This is a genomic window from Achromobacter sp. Marseille-Q4954 (genome assembly GCF_943737025.1).
Classification (GTDB): Bacteria; Pseudomonadota; Gammaproteobacteria; order Burkholderiales; family Burkholderiaceae_B; genus Achromobacter; species Achromobacter bronchisepticus_A.
The window spans coordinates 860448-878955 of sequence record NZ_CALSFQ010000002.1; the positions used below are offsets into that span (position 1 = coordinate 860448).

Below are 18508 nucleotides of genomic sequence, written 5' to 3' on the forward strand. Positions count from 1 at the left end.
GCCGCTTGCGGGTATCCGCCGCCCTGCGGACGCTTCGGCGTCGCGATACGACTCGTCACGAAACGAAACCAAAACAAGACAAAATCTTGCGGTTGCTGAATTATGTTGCGGCACGCCGGATCTTTGAGGGAGCTAGGGCCCAGCATGAATAAATCGCGACTCCGTTCGACCTGGTTGCTGGGCCGCGCCCTGCCGGCGGCCTTGGCCCTGGCCGCCTTGGCCGGCTGCGCGCCGATGCCCACGGGCGGCAGTTCCACGCTGCCGTCGCTGACCAATATCTTCTCGTCCGGGCTATCGCTCTCGCCCAGCGTGAACGTGGCCAAGAACATGAAGGGCCGTCCGGTTTCCGACGCCATCACGGCGCTGGGCGAACCGTCGAAGAAGCGCGGCGTGGGCAACACGATGGAGCTCATCTGGTCCGACTACCAGACCGCCCCCTATACCGAATGGGTCTCGACCGGCACCTCGCAGCAGGTCGTGGGCATGATTCCGGCTACCTCCACCAGCGCCGCGACCCCCGTGTTCCAGAACACCAACCATGGCTATTACAACAACCGCACCAGGGTTTACGAATGCACCGTGGTGATGCGCATGCAGAACAGCGTCATTATCGACAGCCAGGTGGACGGCAACGTATGCCCTGAATTCATCGCCGCGCTGCGCAAGTGGGCCGGCGAACGCGAAGCCAACAACTACCGCAGCAATTAAGGCGGCGCCCCATCTTGTCGAACAAACTCGGAGCCCGCCATTTCGTCGCCGCGACGGCTGACGCCATACGCCAGCGGGGCCGGGCCATGCTGGCCGCGGCGCCCTGGTCCCTGGCGCTGTTCATCCTGTCGCTGCCTTTCGCCTTGCTGATCAGCAACCTGTTTCCGTACGGGAATGGGCTGTTCATGGCGCTGGCGCTGATCAACCTGATCGCGTTGGCGCGCATGACCTGCGCCTGGCATCGCGTCGTCAAGCCGGGCGACCTGACGGGCGTCGGCGCCCACCGCGGCAACGCGGCGCAGGCCCGCCACCTGGCGTTGCTTGGCGCGCTCGTCATCACAGCCACTGCGATGGCTCGAGCCACCGGAGACCTGCCCTATGTGATCTACATGGTGCTGGCCGGATCGAATGACGCTGTGTTCTGGAGCGCCTTGTGCGCCGCGCTGGCGCTGATCTGGGTGCCAACGCTGTACGCGCTGGCGATGTACGGCCTGAGCCTGCCGCGCGTTGCGGTAACCGGCAAGTACGGTTTCCAAGCCGCGCGCACCGCCATGCCGTACAAGCCCTGGCCGCTGATGCTGGCGTTGCTCATGTTGATCGCGGCGGCCGGCCACGCTGGCTACATCCTGGGCATGCTCGCGTACGGCTACCCGGATGTTGGGTTGGCGCGGGCTGCGATGAGCGCCCTGCTTTGCGTCCCGCTCGTGTTTGTGGTGGCGGCGATGTATGCGGTTGCCTATCGCGATTCCTGCGAACCGGCTGCGCGGACGCCCTCCAGCCGTCCTTGAACCCGGGCGCAGGCCGTCCAATGAGGCGTCAGGCGCGCCTCTTGCTGCCATGCCCTAGTCCAAATCCGACGATCGCGGATACTCGATTTGGAGTATTGCCCCGCCACGCCAGAACTGCAAAAGTCGCTGGCAGCGGTTCCCGGGCCACCGTGTTGTCGATCATGTTGCCGCAGGCGCCCTCCCCCAAGTACTTATGAGCACGAGGAATCAGGAGATGTCGCCATGGACCCCAAGAGTTTTCATTTCCTCCTTCCAGCGGACAAGCGCCCTTCGTTCAGCCCGCTGAACGAGGAGGTACACCCCGACTTCGGTTGGCTGACCGCGAATCGCGCACGGTCGCGCGGCGCCGACGTCTTCGCGGTGATCGATACGATCGTGATTCACGCCACGGCGGGTTATGCCACCCAGCACGCGATTGACACATGGAAGGATAGAAAGGCAAGCGCCCACTGGATCGTCCCGGATGAAGACGAGCCCCAGCACGGCCACTTCGTCTGGTCCGTGGTCGCTGAAGCCAAGGCGGCATTCCATGTCGGGGACGTCAACTACGCGCCGCATCTGGGCCAGGGTCCGAACGTCAATAACCGCAGCCTGGGAATCGAGATCGTCAACACCCAGGATGTCCAGAATTACAAGGACCCCTATTCGGATTGGCAAGTTGAAGCGACGGCACAGATCATTACCTATGCCTGGAGCAAGTATCCGAACCTGAAGCATGTCATTTCGCATGCCAAGCTGGACCCGAATCGCCGGTCGGACCCCGGAACCAATTTTCCCTGGTCCAAGCTGGAGAATCTGGTGCTGTCCCATACTGCGGTGGCACAACGGAATCCGCTGGTGTTTGCCGCCTATGCCGGCGCGCCGCGGGCCGATTACGCGGGGAACTGCTGCGGACCGTGATCTCGAATCCGCGCGAAGCTGACATTTCACTGACGCAAAGACGCGAATAGTTATTATTCATATAGAATCCGGACTGTCCGCAACCCCCTAGCCTGGCAGTCCCGATGTCCCTGCCCCCTTCCACGGGCCCTGATTTCCCACGCAAACGCCTGATCCTGACCGCCGCGCTGGCCTTGGCGGCCTTGATCGCTTTGGCGTTCTGGTATGCCGGATCCAAGGGGTCCCCCGCCGCGCGCCCGCCCGAATATGGGCAGATTCCGGTAGCCGTCGCGGTTGCAGCCGCCAGCGCCGGTCCGCTGCAGCGCGACCTGCATGCGCTCGGCACCATTACGCCGCTGGCGCAGGTCACCCTGCGCAGCCAGGTCGATGGGGAACTGCTGAAGCTGCATTTCACCGAAGGCCAGGCCGTCGCGCGCGGCCAGCTGCTGGCCGAGATCGATGCGCGCCCCTATCTTGCGGCGCTGGCCGCGGCCGAAGGCGAACTGGCGCGCACCCAGGCGCTGCTGGAGAACGCCGAGGCCGATCTGCAGCGCTACCGCAAGCTGGCGCGCCAGGAAGCGGTGTCGGGCCAGCAACTGGATACCGCCGAAGCCCAGGTGCGCGCCTATGCGGCCCTGCGGCTGCGCAACCAGGCCCAGGTGGCCGATGCCCGGCGCCTGCTGGACCACACGCGCATCGTCGCGCCCCATGACGGCCGTATCGGGCTGCGCCGCATCGACGCCGGCAACCACGTGCGCGCCGCCGACGCCGACGGCCTGACCACCCTGGTGCAGACCCGGCCGATCTCGGCGCTCTTCAGCATTTCCGAAACGCGCCTGGACATCTTGCGCCAGGCCCAGGCGCGCGACGCCGCGCTGCGGGTCCAGGCCTGGGACGCGGACGACCGCCGCCTGCTGGCCGAAGGCACTTTGGAGGCGCTGGACAACCGCATCCAGGCCGCCAGCGGCACCGTCCGCCTGCGTGCGCGCTTTGCCAATGCCGACGAATCGCTGTTCCCGAATCAGTTCGTCAACATCCGGCTGGCGGTGGTGCAGCAGGACAACGTCATTTCCATACCCACGGCCGCGGTGCAGTACGGCGCCGAAGGCGCCTTCGTGTTCGTGATCGGCGAGGACACGCGCGCCACCCGCCGCGTGCTGGAGCTGGGCCCCGCCAACGCCGGCCGCATCGTGGTGCAGGCCGGCCTGGCCGCAGGCGAACGCGTCGTGGTCGAAGGCGTGGACCGCCTGCACGACGGCCGTGACGTACAGATTGTCGAACCGCCGAGATCATGAGCCTGTCGCGCCCCTTCATCCTGCGCCCCGTCGCCACGTCCTTCCTGATGATCGCCCTGCTGCTGTCGGGCATCCTGGCGTGGCGCATGCTGCCCGTGGCGGCGCTGCCGCAGGTGGACTACCCCATCATCCAGGTGACCACGCAGTATCCCGGCGCCAGTCCGAACGTGACGGCCCGCACCGTCACCGCGCCGCTGGAGCGGCGCTTCGGGCAGATACCGGGCCTGAAACAGATGTCGTCCACCAGCGGCAGCGGCATCTCGGTGATCACGCTGCAATTCTCGCTGGACGTATCGCTGGGGGTGGCCGAGCAGGAAGTCCAGGCGGCCATCAGCGCCAGCGGCGCGCTGCTGCCCAACGACCTGCCGACGCCGCCCGTGTACCGCAAGGTCAATCCCGCCGACGTGCCTATCCTGACACTGGCGGTCACGTCCGATTCCCTGCCGCTGCCGCAGGTCTACGACCTGGTCGACACCCGCATGACGCAACGCCTGTCGCAGTTGTCCGGCGTGGGCATGGTCAGCCTGGCGGGCGGCCAGCGGCCGGCGGTGCGGGTGCAGGTCAATCCCATGGCGCTGGCCGCGCGCGGCCTGCAGCTGGCCGACGTGCAGGAAGCCATCGGCAAGGCCAATTCGAACCAGCCCAAGGGCAGCTTCGACGGGCCGGTGCGTTCGGTCATCATGGACGCCAACGACCAGTTGCAAAGCGCCGAGGAGTACCGCGAACTGATCGTCGCCTGGCGCAACGGCGCGCCAGTGCGGCTGGGTCAGGTCGCCACGGTAGAGGACGGCGCCGAAGACCGCTATCTGGCCGCCTGGGTCGATCAGCAGCCCGCCGTGCTGGTCAACATCCAGCGCCAGCCGGGCGCCAACGTCATCGCCGTGGCCGACCAGGTCAAGGCGCTGCTGCCGCAACTGACGTCCAGCTTGCCCGCCGCCGCGCAGGTCCGCGTGCTGACCGACCGCACCGAGAGCATCCGCGCATCGGTGCGCGGCGTGCAATGGGAGCTGGCCTTCGCCGTGGGCCTGGTGGTGCTGGTGACGTTCCTGTTCCTGCGCAACCTGCCCGCCACGCTGATCCCCAGCCTGGCCGTGCCGCTGTCCCTGATCGGCACCTTCGGCTTCATGCACCTGGCGGGCTTCTCCACCAACAACCTCACGCTGATGGCGTTGACCATCGGCGCGGGCTTCGTGGTGGACGATGCCATCGTGATGCTGGAGAACATCGCCCGCTACCGCGAGCAGGGCCACAGCCCCATGTCGGCCGCGCTCAAGGGCGCCGGGCAGATCGGCTTCACGCTGGTGTCCCTGACGCTGTCGCTGATCGCGGTATTGATCCCGCTGCTGTTCATGGAGGACGTGGTGGGCCGGTTGTTCCGCGAGTTCGCGGTGACGCTGGCCGTCGCCATCCTGATATCGCTGGCGGTGTCGCTGACCCTGACACCCATGATGTGCGCGCGCCTTCTGCCTGCGCACGAAGCGACGCGCCCCGGGCTGCTGGACCGCATCCAGGCGCGCTACGCCGGCTGGCTGGACCTGACCTTGCACCATCAACGGCTGACGCTGACGGTAATGCTGGCGACGGTGGCGCTGACCGGACTGCTGTACCTGGCCGTGCCCAAGGGCTTCTTCCCGACCCAGGACGGCGGCACGCTGCAAGGGGTGACGCAATCGTCCCAGAGCACCTCGTTCGATGCCATGTCGCGGCGCCAGCAAGCGGTGGCCGAGGCCTTGCTGGCAGACCCGGACGTCGCCAGCCTGTCGTCCTTCATCGGCATCGACGGCATGAACGCCACCTTGAACACCGGCCGGCTGCTGATCAACCTGAAGCCCTGGTCAGAGCGCAGCGCGCCGCTGGCGGACATCATGGCGCGGCTGGATGGCCGCGCCCGCGAGGTCCAGGGCATTTCGCTCTACCTGCAGCCGGTGCAGGAACTCAATATCGAGGACCGCGTGAGCCGCGGCCAGTACCAGTTCACGCTGACCTCGCCGGACAGCGCGCTGCTGGCGCGCTGGACCCGCGCGCTGGCTGAACGCCTGGCGCAGGCGCCCGAGCTGGCCGACGTTTCCACCGACCTGCAAGGCGACGGCCGCCAGGCTTACCTGCAGGTCTCGCGCGACGCCGCGGCCCGCCTGGGGGTGACGATGGACGACGTGGCGCAGACCCTCTACAACGCCTTCGGCCAGCGCCAGGTGGCCACCCTGTTCACGCAGTCCAACCAGTACCGGGTGGTGCTGGAAGTGGACCGCAAGCTGGCGCTGAACCCGGACGCGCTGGAACGCATCCATCTGCAATCCGAAGACGGGCAGGCGATTCCGCTGTCGGCGCTGGCCACCGTCAGCGAGCGCGCGGCGCCGCTGGCCGTGAACCACCTGTCGCAATTCCCCGCGGTGAACCTGTCCTTCAACCTGCCCGCGGGCGGCTCGCTGGGCGCGGCCATCGCGGCCATCGAGTCGGCGCGGCAGGAGATCGGCATGCCGGTCAGCGTGGAGCTGCGCTTGCAGGGCGCGGCGGCGGCCTTCCAGGCCTCGCTGTCGAACACGCTGTGGCTGATGCTGGCCGCCGTGGTCACCATGTACCTGGTGCTGGGCATGCTGTATGAAAGCGCCATCCATCCGGTGACCATCCTGTCCACCCTGCCCTCGGCCGCGGTGGGCGCCTTTCTGGCGCTGCTGCTCACCGGGCGTCCGCTGGACCTGATCGCCGTCATCGGCATCATCCTGTTGATCGGGCTGGTGAAGAAGAACGGCATCATGATGGTGGACTTTGCGCTGGAGGCCGAACGCTCTCGCGGCCTGACGCCGCAGGCCGCCATCCGCGAAGCCGCGCTGCTGCGCCTGCGTCCGATTCTGATGACCACGCTGGCCGCGCTGTTCGGCGCGCTGCCGCTGATGCTGGCCACGGGCTCGGGCGCGGAACTGCGCCAGCCGCTGGGCTGGGTCATGGTGGGCGGGCTGCTGGTCAGCCAGGTGCTGACCCTGTTCACCACGCCTGCCGTGTACCTGTTCTTCCACCGCCTGGGCCAGCGCCGCGGCGCCGCGGCCGCCAAACCCGGGATGGAAGGCCCGGCGCCATGATCCGCGCCTTGCTGCACCGCCCGACCGCCTGCATCTTCCTGGCGATCGCGCTGACCTTGCTGGGCGCGGTCGCATGGCGGCTGCTGCCCGTGGCGCCGCTGCCCCAGGTCGACTTTCCCACCATCGAGGTGCGCGCCGAGCTGCCGGGCGCCAGTCCCGAAAGCATGGCCAGCACGGTGGCCGCGCCGCTGGAGCGTGCGTTGGGCAGCATCGCCGGCGTCAGCGCCATGACTTCGTCCAGCAACCAGGGCGCGACCCGAGTGCAACTGCAGTTCGACCTGGACCGCGACATCAACGAGGCCGCGCGCGACGTGCAGGCAGCCATCAACGCGGCCCGCGCCGAGCTGCCCGCCGGCATGCCGGGCAATCCCAGCTATCGCAAGGTCAACCCGTCCCAGGCCCCCATCATGGCGCTGGCGCTCAGTTCGCCCACGCGCCCCGCGGGCGAACTCTACGACCTGGGTTCGACCGTGCTGGCGCAGAAGATCTCGCAGATCAACGGCGTGGGCGAAGTGACCATGGGCGGCAGCTCCCTGCCCGCGGTGCGCGTGCAAGTCAATTCCAACGCCTTGGCCCACTACGGCGTGGCGCTGGACGAAGTGCGCCAGGCCATCGCCGACGCCGCGCCCATGCGCCCGCAAGGCCAGCTGGATTCCGCCAGCCAGCGCTGGGAAGTCGGCACGCCCGAGCAGCCCCGCGCCGCGCGCGACTACGAAAGCCTGATCGTGCGCCACCAGGACGGCGCGGTGATCCGGCTGTCGCAGATCGCGCGCGTGAGCGACTCGGTGGAAAACCGCTACAGCAGCGGCTTTCACAACCGCAACCCGGCGGTGGTCCTGACCATCAGCCGCCAGCCGGGTTCGAACATCATCGAAACCATAGGCGCCATCAACCAGGCCCTGCCCGGCCTGCGCGCGCTGATGCCGGCCGACGTGGACCTGACCGTGGCGCTGGACCGCTCGCCGGGCATCAACGCCACCTTGCGCGAAGCGCACATCACGCTGGGGCTGGCCACCGCGCTGGTGATCCTGGTGGTGTGGGCGTTCCTGGGCAATGCGCGGGCGGCGGCCATTCCCAGCGTGGCGATTCCGGTGTGCCTGATCGCCACCTTCGCCGTCATGTACCTGTGGGGCTTCTCGCTGAACAATCTTTCGCTGATGGCGCTGATCGTCGCGGCCGGCCTGGTGGTCGACGACGCCATCGTGGTGCTGGAGAACATCTCGCGCCATATCGAGCGCGGCCTCTCGCCGCGCAAGGCCGCGCTGCGAGGCGTACGCGAAGTGGGCTTCACGCTGGTGGCCATGACCGTGGCGCTGAGCGTGGTCTTCGTGTCCATCCTGTTCATGGGCGGCCTGGTCGAGCGGCTGTTTCGCGAGTTCTCCATCACCCTGGTCGCCGCCACCGTCATTTCGCTGGTGGTCTCGGTGGCCATCATCCCCAGCCTGTGCGCCCGCTGGCTCAAGCCCGCCGGCCCGGCCGCGCCTACGGCGAACGCGCGTCCATCGCGCATGCGCGCGATCTTCGAGCGCCTCCATGCCTGGTACGGCAGCACCCTGTGGCGGGTGCTGGGCCATGCCCGCCTGACGCTGTTGCTGCTGGCCGCCGTGGTGGGGCTGAACGTCTACCTGTACGTGCAGGCGCCCAAAGGCTTCCTGCCGGTGCAGGATACCGGCCAACTGGTGGGCTTCGTGCGCGGCGACGATGGCTTCTCGTTCCAGGTCATGCAACCCAAGATCGACCAATACCGCCAACTGGTGCTCAAGCATCCGGCGGTGCAGGACGTCATCGGCTACAACGGCGGCAGCCTGGGCATCAGCAACTCCCTGTTCCTGATCCGCCTGAAGCCCGCCGCCGAACGCAAGGAATCGTCGACCGAGGTCATCAACTGGCTGCGCACCAACGCCCCGGCCGTGCCGGGCGGCATGTTCTTCCTGAACGTGGACCAGGACCTGCGCATGCCCGGCGGCTTTGGCAACTCCGGCGACCATGAACTGGCCATCATGGCCAGCGACGTGCCGGCGCTGCGGCAATGGTCGCGCAAGATCTCCAAGGCCATGCAGGAGATCCCCGAGCTGCGCGACGTCGATGCGGAAGGCGACGGCGCCACCCAGCAAGTCGTGATCGACATAGACCGCGCCGCCGCGCAACGCCTGGGCGTGGACATGGGCACCATCAGCAGCGTGCTCAGCAACTCCTTCAGCCAGCGTCAGGTCGCGACGCTCTACGACGCCATGAACCAGTACCGCGTGGTGCTGGAACTGGACCCGCGCTACACCGAGGACCCCGAGGTGCTGGAACAGGTGCAAGTGGTCGCGGCGGACGGCACCCGCGTGCCGCTGACGGCCTTCGCCACCTACGACTACGGGCTGGTGAACGACCGCGTGTTCCATGACGGCCTGTTCGCCGCCGTGGGGGTGGGCTTTTCGTTGGCCGAAGGCGTGTCGTTGCAACAGGCCCTGGCCGCCATCGACAGAACCATGGCCGAGCTGATGGTGCCCTCATCCATCCAGACCCGCCTGGGCGGCGACGCGCGCAACTTCCAGCAAAGCCTGCAGGACCAGCCCTGGCTGATCCTGGCGGTGCTGGTGGCGATCTACCTGGTGCTGGGCATCCTGTACGAAAGCCCCCTGCATCCGCTCACCATCCTGTCGACCTTGCCGTCCGCCGGCGTGGGTGCGCTGCTGGCGCTGCGCCTGGCCGGCATCGAATTCACGCTGATCGCGTTGCTGGGGCTGTTCCTGCTGGTGGGCATCGTCATGAAGAACGCCATCCTGATGATCGACTTCGCCCTCAGCCTGGAACGGCGCGAAGGGCTGACGCCCGAGCAGGCCATCCACCGCGCCGCCATGCTGCGGCTGCGGCCCATCGTCATGACCAACCTCGCGGGGCTGCTGGGCGCCCTGCCCTTGGTGCTGGGCATGGGCGAAGGCTCGGAGCTGCGCCGGCCGCTGGGCATCGCCATCGTCGGCGGGCTGATGATCAGCCAGTTTTTGACGCTGTACACCACGCCCATCGTGTATCTGGCGCTGGAACGGTTGCGGTTGAAGTGGAAGGCTGCCAAGCGCGGCCGCGCAAGCTATCCGCCGCCATGATCGGCCGCTCCCGTCCGCCCGCGGTTGCGCGCAGCGAACGAGAATGCGTCACGCCGCCGTCTGGATGCCGGCTTCGCGTATCAGGCGCGCCCACTTCTTCTGTTCTTCCTGGATGTAGCGCTGCGCCACCTCTGGAGATCCGCCCATGGCCGTGCTGCCCTCGGCGGTGAACATGGCCACGGTGGCCGGATCCGCCAGCACCTTTTCCACCACCGCATTGACGGCCCGCACGACCTCGGGCGGCGTGCCCGCCGGCGCCACCAGGGCCTTCCAGTCCAGCGCCTCGAAACCCTCGTAGCCGGACTCGGCCACGGTGGGCACATCGGGCAGGATCGCCAGCCGCGCGCGCGAGCTGACGGCCAAGGACCGCAGCACCTTGCCCTTGAGCATTTCCTGGGCGGCCTGCGGCGTGGCGAACATGTAGTCCGTACTGCCGCCCAGCAAATCGTTGAGCGCCGGCGCCGCGCCGCGATATGGCACGTTCAGCACCTGGAACTTGCCCTGATAGGCGAGCAGTTCGCCCGCCAGATGGCCTACCGTGCCGGAACCCGCCAGGGCCTGCTTGATGGCGCCAGGCTCGGCCCGCGCATCCTTGATCAGGTCGGCCAAGGTCTGCCAGCGCGCGTTGGCCTTGACCACCAGCACCACCGGCAGCGACGCGATCAGGGAGACCGCCGCGAAGTCTTTTTCCGCGTCGAAGGGAATCTGCGGCATCAGGGCGGGATTGATGGCCAGGTTGGCGGTCTGGCCCAGGCCCAGCATGTAGCCATCCGGCTTGGCCTTGGCGACGAAGTCCATGCCGATGTTGCCGCCCGCGCCGGGACGGTTTTCCACCACCACCGACCAGCCTGCCATGGCAGTGACCTTGGCCGCGATGGCGCGCGCCACGGAGTCCGTGCCTCCGCCCGGCGTATAGGGAACGATGAGGCGCACCGGCCGCCCGTTCGGGTAGGCGGCCGCAGTCTGGGCGCGCAGCGGCAAGGCCGCGGCGCACATCGCGGCGCCCAGGAAAGCGCGGCGGGATAGCGTGATCATGGTTAGTCTCCTTGTGTGATTTGCCTTGCTTTCAAGGCCGCGATTTCGTCGTCGCGATAGCCGACGCCGCGCAGCAGCGCGTCGGTGTGTTCGCCCACCGCAGGCGGCTGCAGGCGTATTCCGGGCTGGGCGCCGCCCAGCGTGAAGGGCGCCAGCGGCGCCAGGGACTCGCGCCCGTCCTCCAGGGTGATGGGCGCGAGGCCGCCGGTAGCCGCCAAATGCGGATCGTCGAACAGTTGCTCAGGCCGCGTGATCGGCGCGAAGGGCAAACCTTCGCGCTCGAATACCGCCGCCAACTCGGCCGCGCTGCGGTCCGCCAGGTGCGAACGCAGCTGCGGCATCAGCCAGTCGCGCGCCTGCACGCGGTCGTTGTTGCTGGCCAGGCGCGGATCGGCCAGCAGCTCCGCCAGGCCGAAGGCGCGGCAGAAGATGCCCCATTGCTTGTCGCTGACCACGGCCAGGAAGATCTGTTCGCCGCCCTTGACGGTGAACACGTCGTAGATGGCCCAGGCCGAGATGCGGCTGGGCATGGGCGCGGCCGCGCGCCCGGTGACGGCGTACTGCATCATGTGCTGGCCGACCAGGAAGACGTTGTTCTCGAACAGCGAGGCCTGCACTTCCGTGCCCTCTCCCGTCTGCTCGCGCTGCGCCAGGGCCGCCATGGCGCCAATGGCGCCGAACATGCCGCCCATGATGTCATTGACGCTGGCGCCCGCGCGCAGGGGATCGCCAGGACGCCCGGTCATGTAGGCCAGGCCGCCCATCATCTGCACGACTTCGTCCAGCGCGGTGCGGTGTTCGTAGGGTCCGGGCAGGAAGCCCTTGTGGCTGACATAGATGAGGCGGGGATTGCGTTGCTTGAGGGTGGCGTAGTCCAGGCCCAGCTTCTGCATGACGCCGGCCTTGAAGTTCTCGCTCACGATGTCGGCCGAGTCGATCAGGCGCAACGCGGCCTCTATGCCCTCGGGCTGCTTCAGGTCCAGGGCGATGCTCTTCTTGTTGCGGTTGAACATCGGGAAGAAGCCCGCCCCCGAGCCCAGCAAGCGGCGCGTGCTGTCGCCGCCTACCGGTTCAACCTTGATGACCTCGGCGCCCAGGTCGGCCAGCAGCATGCCGCAGGTGGGGCCCATGACCATGTGGGTGAATTCGACGACGCGGATGTGCTCGTAAGGAAGGCGCGGACTGGACATGTGCGTGGATCTTCTGCAAGTGTGGGCGGCTGCCTCAGGACCGGCGCGGCCGCATGTTTCTGATGTCGGGATCCCCGGCGCTCAAGCCTGGCCGAATCCCTTGGGCAATCCTGCGTCCGGCGTCATGCCGTAGAGGGGCTCGCCCGGAAGTCCGGCGGCAAGCGGCGCGCGCGCGGCAACGATGCCTTCCAGGTCGATGCCGGTGCGCACGCCCATGGCCTCGAACATGAAGACCAGGTCTTCGGTCACGACGTTGCCGGACGCGCCCGGCGCATAGGGGCAGCCGCCCAGGCCGCCCAGCGAACTGTCGAAGGTGCGCACGCCTTCCTCCCAGGCAGCCAGGCAGTTGGCCAGGCCCAGGCCGCGCGTGTTGTGCATGTGGGCGGCGCCCGCCTTATCGCCGATTTCTGCGCGCAGGCGGCGGAACAGCCGGCGCACTTGCGCGGGATTGGCATAGCCCACGGTGTCCGACAGCCCCGATTCGTCAGCGCCCGCAGCCACGCACAGCGCCGCCAGGCGGATGACCTCGTCTTCGGGCACCGCGCCTTGCAAGGTGCAGCCGAAGGCCGTTGAAATGCCGGCCTCCAGCTTGACCGCGGGAGCCAGCTCGTCGCGCAGCCTCGCGATCGCCCCAACCTCCTCCACCATTTCTTCTGGCGTCTTGCGCACATTGGCCAGCGAATGCTCGCGGCTGGCGGAGACCGGCATCGTCAGCTTGTGGACGCCTGCCTTCAGCGCCGCCTCTGCGCCACGCAGGTTGGGCACCAGCGCCATGACGGTAAGCGCCGGATGGCGCGCCGCATGCCGCACCACCTCGGCAGCGTCCGCCATCTGCGGCAGCAGGCGCGCCGGCACGAAGGAAGCCACTTCGATTTCACGCACGCCGGCCGCGACCAGCGCATCGATCCAGCGCAGCTTGTCGGCGGTGGGCATGGTCGCCTTGACCGACTGCAAGCCATCGCGCGGGCCCACTTCGCTGATCAAGACGTCGGGGTTCCGGTCGCTGGGATGGGCCATGGCTTGATGTCTCCAAAAATTCTATCTTATAGAACGCTGTTTCTTTCGATAGAATTATGGAATTCACCCGCCGCAACTGTCAAGCGCCGGCTCGCCCGGGAAAACCACGAGCCACGCGCCAGGCAGCGCCTACAATGCCGTCACTCGTTCTAAAGGATGGAATATGGCCCAGCCCTGGAATCAACCCTGCGGAGCCGCGCATGCCCCGTAAAGCCGCCACGGAATCCCTGGCCGATAGCGATGCCGCCCAGGGCGGCGTGGCCGCGGTGGACCGCGCGCTCAGCCTGATGTCGGTTTACGCGCCGGGCGACAAGGCCCTGTCACTGGGAGAACTGGCCGAGCGCACGCGCCTGTACAAGAGCACGGTCCTGCGACTGCTGGCGTCGCTGGAGCACGCCGGATGGATCCAGCGCCTGGACGACGGCCGCTATGCCCTGGGTGGAGAAATCGCCCGTCTGCACGGTCTCTACGCCGCCTCGTTTTCGTTGGAAGAGGTGGTCATGCCGGTGTTGCGCGACCTGGTCGCCGCGACCGGCGAAAGCGCGGCCTATCACGTGCGCCAGGGCGATGCGCGCCTGTGCCTTTACCGCGTGGATTCGCCGCATCCGGTGCGCGACCACATCCGTGCGGGCGATTTGCTGCCGCTGGACCGCGGCAGCGGCGGGCGCGTCCTGACGGCCTACGACCCCGTGTTGGGGCGGGCGCCGGGACCGGATCAGGAACTGCATGCGCGCATCCGCGCCGACGGCTATTTCGCGGCCATGGGCGACCGCCTGGCGGAAGTGGCGGGCATTTCCGCTCCCGTCTTTCTGCTCAATGGCGAGATCGCAGCGGCGGTGACGCTGACCGCCCCCGTCCATCGTTATGTCGCCGCCCATCTGGCAGCGGTGCAGGAGGCGGCGCGGCGCCTGACCGGAAAAGTGGGCTAGCGGACGCGAAGGCCGCGAATACCGCCGGGCAGTGTAAAAAAACCGGTCCTTCCGCACGATGGACAAGCCCGAACCGGCGGATAAACAATGCATTTCCCTCCACGGCCGGAGTCCCTCCATGGCACCCGAAGCCCTGCAACTGCGGATCGACCACTTGACGGAGCTGGACCGGCGTGAACTTGCCAAATTGATGGGGGCCGATGCCGTGCGTTTCGTGGAGACGCGGCCGGCGGATGGACGCCTGGGCGAACTCGATACGCTCACCGCCATCGTCAGCATTTCGCTGGCCACCATCAACGCCGCCGGCGTTGTGCTGGCCATCTGGCTGGCCAAGGGCGGAAGGAAGGTGACGCTGCGCGACCACCTTGTGATCGAGACTGCCGAAGGCAACCGCCTGGTACGCAAGTTGGAACTGACCGGCCGATCCGAGGACGAAATCAAGGCAGAGGTCCTCAAGGAACTCCAGGCCGCATTTTCCAACGTGTCTACGCCCGCCAAGGAGCAATGAATGCGGCCGGCCGCCGGCCAGATGGACCCGGACACCAACACGGTGTTCGTCTGCGACAGCCCGGTGCGCGAGTACGTGAAATGGGCCATGCATGGCAAGCTGCCGCGCGCGCTCCTGCCCACGGTCCTGCATGAACTGACGCACCATTGGTGCCTGTCTGGTTGCGTCGGCCGCGCGCTGGCCGAACTCAGCCTGGAGTCGCAAGAACATCTGGCGGCCTCCCCTCTGTTTCCGCTCTATGCCGATGACATCGTGCTGGCGCAGTGGGACACGGTGGAGTTCGCGCGCGCGCTGCTGGAGCCGCTGCTGGAAGGCATGGCCATGTTCGCGCAGTTCGACGTCTATCCCGGACCCTCTCCGGTCCTGTCCGGCACGCTGGCCATGCTGGGACGTCTGTTTCCCCCTGAAGATGACGAGACGGCGGCGGACGTCATCGACGCGCTGCGCCACCGGCTGATCGAATACCGCCTGTCCGACCAAGCCCTGCGCAGCAAGAGCGGATTGCTGGTGCAGGCCATGAGCAGCCGCAACGGCGGCTATCTGCTGGGCTATCTCAGCGTGAAGAACCTGTGGATGCAAGCGCGCAAGGCCTCCCCCCGCCTGGCCGACGCCGACCTGTTTCTGCTGTACCTGCGCAATCTGGTCTTCGACGACGCGGGATTCGTGGACAAGCTGCTCGACGCCGGCGCGCAGGCGCTGCACGGCACGCAAGCCTTCGACGGCCTTGCCAGCCATCTGAACGAGCGCCTCAAGCTGTTGTCGGCGCCGGATCTGGAGCAGCGCGTCGCGGAAATGGAGGAAGCGCTGGAGAAGTACTCCGACCTGGAGGGCCACGGCCGCTGCATCTACCTGGACGATCAGTTGGTCGAGGACGTCAACTGGCGCCTTTACCAGCGTTTGCGCGCCATCGCACCCGGCTTGAAGGATCTGAAGGGGCCCGACCTCAAAGGCATGACGCGGGCGGAAAAACTACATGCGATCCGCGAGTTCGGCGCGGCGCTGGACCGGGCGACAACGGGTATCGACAAGGTGGATCCGGCTGACCTGCAGCGCCTGCTCAGGATCTGGGCGCACCTGTTGCACCGCGCCATCGTGTGCTTGCGGGTAGATCAGGTGGAATGCGAAACAGGCGCCGACGGCAGATGCACGGTCTATGCGAACGGCGCTCCCGTCTTCTCCGCAACCGCCCGGCCCAAGCGCAAACCCGACGGCCGCAACCCGGCCTCGCTGGCGCTCTACTACCTGCCCGACGAGTACGAGATCGCGCTGGTGTGCGTGGACGACAAGGGCGCCCTGTTCGCGCTCTTCGGGGACCGCGTTTCCGCCACGCAACAGGAAACGCTCACGCAGGCGATCCGCATCGTCCTCGGCGACCACGACCGGCGGGAAATCCTGGGCTCCTATCTGCGCATGCACGCCGGCTTGCGCGACGAACCGCTGCTGCGGCCGGGCGCGGTCGCGCGCCTGGCCGAACACTTCTACTTCAACCATGCGATGCGCTTCGTGGTCGACGCCCATCTGGACGCCTGCCTGAAAACGTTGCGCACCGACGGACTCTGGCAGATCCTGGACGAAGAAGGAAGCCATGTGAACGCAATGGCGGCCTTGGGACTGATCCAGTCCTGGACCTCGGACGAGACCTGCATCCGGGCCTTGCTGCAGCATCGGGAAATGGACTTCGATGAAGTCACCGCGCGACTCTCCCAGGCCCAGGCCGCGCACGGACTGCCCTTGATCCATGAGGGCAAGCGCAGGGTCTTTCTCTGACGCAAGCCGCCCACGGCAATCAGGGCAGCTGCCCGCCCGGCAGCACCAGCTTCTCCAGATAATCCAGATCCTCGCGCACCAGCCGCAAGGACTCGCTTACGTCCGGCGACCTGGGACGCCGGGAGGCGTCGCGCAGCAATGACTGCACCGCCATGTCGGCCATGATGGCCGCGACTTCGGCGCGGCTCAGGCGGCCGTCGGGCTTGTACCACCACGCCGACCAGTTGCACATGCCGATGAGGCTGAAGGCGGCGACGTGCGGATCGACCATGCGGAATTGGCCGTCGCGGATGCCGTTTTCGATGACGCGGCTGAAGTTCTCCAGCACGTTGCGGCGCGACGCCTGCACCGCGGCGCGCTGCTTGGGCGTCATGTCGGCCTCGGTCCGGTCGGCCACGCGGAACTCGGCGGTGCGCGACAGGATCAGGTCGGCATGCCGCGTGACCAGCGCGCGCAGCGCCTCGACTGGATCCAGGTCCTCGCGGGTGGCGGTCTCGCCGGCCATTTTCTTGGCCGCGCTCAGCACGTCCTCGGTCAACGAGCGCAGGATCTCGTCCTTGCTCTTGAAGTAGTAGTAGACCGCGGTGCGGCTCAGGCCCAGGGATTCGGCGATGTCCTGGATGCTGGTGCCGCCGCTGCCGCGCTTGATGAATAGCGTGGCGGCGGCGTCGAGTATGGCGGTGCGCAGCGCTTCGCCCTTCAGCGCTCCCTTGGTGCTTGCGTCGTTCACGTTGCGATGTTCCTCGAATGGACCGTCCGGGACGGCCCCGTCCCGAAATTATGGCATGCGCGTTTACGTCCCCAACCCGCGCCCGCCGGCGTTCTCCCGCGGCTGAGTCCCTAATTTTTGACGCTACTGTCAGTTTTTTAAATTTAATTGACACTAAAGTCAAATATTCGTCTAATACGTCAAACCGAGGTCTCAGGACCATCGCCACAGGAGACGAATGTGACTACCGCCGCCCCCTCCAGCCAGATCACCGCCGGCTTTCTCAACACCGATTGGAATCCGCGCGACCTGCCCGCCGGCGCCTCGACCCGCAACGTCGTGCTGCGCACCGCGGACGGCGCCGCCACCTCCGGATCGCTGTACCAGCCGGCCGGCCCCCGTCCCGACACCGTGGTCTGCGTGATGCATCCGCGCGAGTTCATGGCCTGCCACTACCTGATCCCCGACATCGTCGGCGCCGGTCTTGCGGCGTGGTCGCAAGGCGCGCGCTCGGTCGGCAACGATCTCAGGCTGGAACACGAACAGGCGCTGCAGGACGTGGCCGCCGGCCTGCGCTTCCTGCGCGAGCAGGGTTTCAAGAAGATCGTGCTACTGGGCAATTCCGGCGGCGCCGGCCTGTACGCGTTCTATGCGCAGCAGGCCGGCCTGCCCGCCGGCGAGCGCGTCGCCCGCACCCCGGGCGGCAAGCCCAGCGGGCTGGATGAACTGGACATGCCCGAGGTGCATGGCCTGGTGCTGGTGGGTCCGCATCCGGGCCAGGGTTCGCTGCTGCTGAATTGCATCGACCCCTCTGTCGCCGACGAGAACGACGCGCTATCGGCAGCGCCGGACCTGGATCCGCTGGCGCCCGAGAACGGCTACCGGCCCAAGGGCCAGGCGCGCTATTCGCCGGAGTTCGTCGCCCGCTACCGCCAGGCGCAGCGCGACCGCGTGGCGCGCCTGGACGCGCAGGCGCGGCAGATGATCGCCGACCGCCTGGCGGCCCGCGCCGACCTCAAGAGCGGCGCCGACACATCCGCCGCACGCCGCCGCCAGGCCGCGCACACGCCGGTGCTGGTGGTCTGGCGCACCGACGCCGACCTGCGCTGCCTGGACCTCAGCCTGGATCCTTCCGACCGCCACCCGGGCTCGCTGTGGGGCAAGGATCCCTACGCGTCGAACTATGGCGCCGTCGGCTTCGCCCGCTTCTGCACGCCCGAGAGCTGGCTGTCGACCTGGTCCGGCCTGTCTTCCAACGCCAGCATGGCGCGCACCGCCGGCGGCATCAATCAGCCCACCCTGATCGTCGAATACACCGGCGACCAGGCCTGTTTCCCTTCCGACGTGCGCGCCATCCACGACGCCATCCCCGCGCCGGACAAGACCCACCTGCGCATCCGCGGCGACCACCACGGCCGCGCGCTGGTCGAAGGCGAAGAACCCGGGCGCTACGCGGCCGGCCGCGAACTGGCCGCCTGGCTGCGCCAACGTTTCCTGTAATCCGAATGCCGACG

General features: G+C 67.4%; 14 protein-coding genes. 10 read left to right on the plus strand and 4 right to left on the minus strand.

The annotated features are described in order from the left end of the window. Positions 1-144: 144 nt before the first annotated feature. The 6 genes from NGK62_RS22000 (at position 145) to NGK62_RS22025 (ending at position 9839) form a co-directional block, all read left to right on the plus strand. On the plus strand, positions 145-708 hold the full coding sequence (locus NGK62_RS22000; RefSeq protein WP_059379661.1) for a hypothetical protein: 564 nt from the start codon (positions 145-147) through the stop codon (positions 706-708). A 14-nt stretch (positions 709-722) separates the two neighbouring features. Beyond that, positions 723-1496 carry a hypothetical protein gene (locus NGK62_RS22005; RefSeq protein WP_251880364.1) on the plus strand — a complete coding sequence of 258 codons (774 nt, stop codon included), beginning with the start codon at positions 723-725 and terminating at the stop codon, positions 1494-1496. Positions 1497-1718: 222 nt separating this feature from the next. Further along, a complete protein-coding gene (locus tag NGK62_RS22010; protein ID WP_251880367.1) occupies positions 1719-2396 on the plus strand; it encodes an N-acetylmuramoyl-L-alanine amidase in 678 nt (225 codons plus the stop codon). Positions 2397-2500: 104 nt separating this feature from the next. Beyond that, a complete protein-coding gene (locus NGK62_RS22015; RefSeq protein WP_251880368.1) occupies positions 2501-3670 on the plus strand; it encodes an efflux RND transporter periplasmic adaptor subunit in 1170 nt (389 codons plus the stop codon). Then, the gene (locus NGK62_RS22020) at positions 3667-6747 is read left to right on the plus strand and encodes a multidrug efflux RND transporter permease subunit (protein ID WP_251880370.1); all 3081 of its coding nucleotides are present in this window, start codon (positions 3667-3669) and stop codon (positions 6745-6747) included. The genes NGK62_RS22015 and NGK62_RS22020 overlap by 4 nt, the downstream gene beginning before the upstream one ends. Then, positions 6744-9839: an efflux RND transporter permease subunit gene (locus NGK62_RS22025; RefSeq protein WP_251880372.1), complete on the plus strand. Its 3096-nt coding sequence runs from the start codon at positions 6744-6746 to the stop codon at positions 9837-9839. Before NGK62_RS22020 ends, NGK62_RS22025 begins: the two co-directional genes overlap by 4 nt. Before the next feature lie 48 nt (positions 9840-9887). Here the strand turns inward: NGK62_RS22025 and NGK62_RS22030 are convergent, their stop codons facing one another. The 3 genes from NGK62_RS22030 to NGK62_RS22040 form a co-directional block, all read right to left on the minus strand. Further along, entirely contained in the window at positions 9888-10874 is a 987-nt protein-coding gene (locus tag NGK62_RS22030; protein WP_251880375.1) for a Bug family tripartite tricarboxylate transporter substrate binding protein, read from the minus strand. 2 nt (positions 10875-10876) lie between these two features. After that, positions 10877-12064, minus strand: coding sequence for a CaiB/BaiF CoA transferase family protein (locus tag NGK62_RS22035; RefSeq protein ID WP_118931920.1), 1188 nt, complete (start codon positions 12062-12064; stop codon positions 10877-10879). A gap of 81 nt (positions 12065-12145) precedes the next feature. Beyond that, the gene (locus NGK62_RS22040; protein WP_251880377.1) at positions 12146-13081 is read right to left on the minus strand and encodes a hydroxymethylglutaryl-CoA lyase; all 936 of its coding nucleotides are present in this window, start codon (positions 13079-13081) and stop codon (positions 12146-12148) included. Positions 13082-13281: 200 nt separating this feature from the next. On the opposite strand from NGK62_RS22040, the gene NGK62_RS22045 reads away from it, so the two are divergent. From NGK62_RS22045 to NGK62_RS22055, 3 genes are all read left to right on the plus strand, one after another. After that, positions 13282-14010: an IclR family transcriptional regulator gene (locus tag NGK62_RS22045; RefSeq protein ID WP_059379653.1), complete on the plus strand. Its 729-nt coding sequence runs from the start codon at positions 13282-13284 to the stop codon at positions 14008-14010. A 118-nt stretch (positions 14011-14128) separates the two neighbouring features. Continuing rightward, the gene (locus NGK62_RS22050) at positions 14129-14518 is read left to right on the plus strand and encodes a hypothetical protein (RefSeq protein WP_059379652.1); all 390 of its coding nucleotides are present in this window, start codon (positions 14129-14131) and stop codon (positions 14516-14518) included. Beyond that, entirely contained in the window at positions 14519-16285 is a 1767-nt protein-coding gene (locus NGK62_RS22055; RefSeq protein WP_251880379.1) for a hypothetical protein, read from the plus strand. Positions 16286-16304: 19 nt separating this feature from the next. Here NGK62_RS22055 and NGK62_RS22060 read toward each other — a convergent pair whose 3' ends face one another. Further along, positions 16305-17015 carry a TetR/AcrR family transcriptional regulator gene (locus NGK62_RS22060; protein ID WP_059379650.1) on the minus strand — a complete coding sequence of 237 codons (711 nt, stop codon included), beginning with the start codon at positions 17013-17015 and terminating at the stop codon, positions 16305-16307. A gap of 219 nt (positions 17016-17234) precedes the next feature. On the opposite strand from NGK62_RS22060, the gene NGK62_RS22065 reads away from it, so the two are divergent. Next, entirely contained in the window at positions 17235-18494 is a 1260-nt protein-coding gene (locus NGK62_RS22065; RefSeq protein ID WP_251880380.1) for an alpha/beta fold hydrolase, read from the plus strand. The last annotated feature ends 14 nt before the right edge of the window (positions 18495-18508 follow it).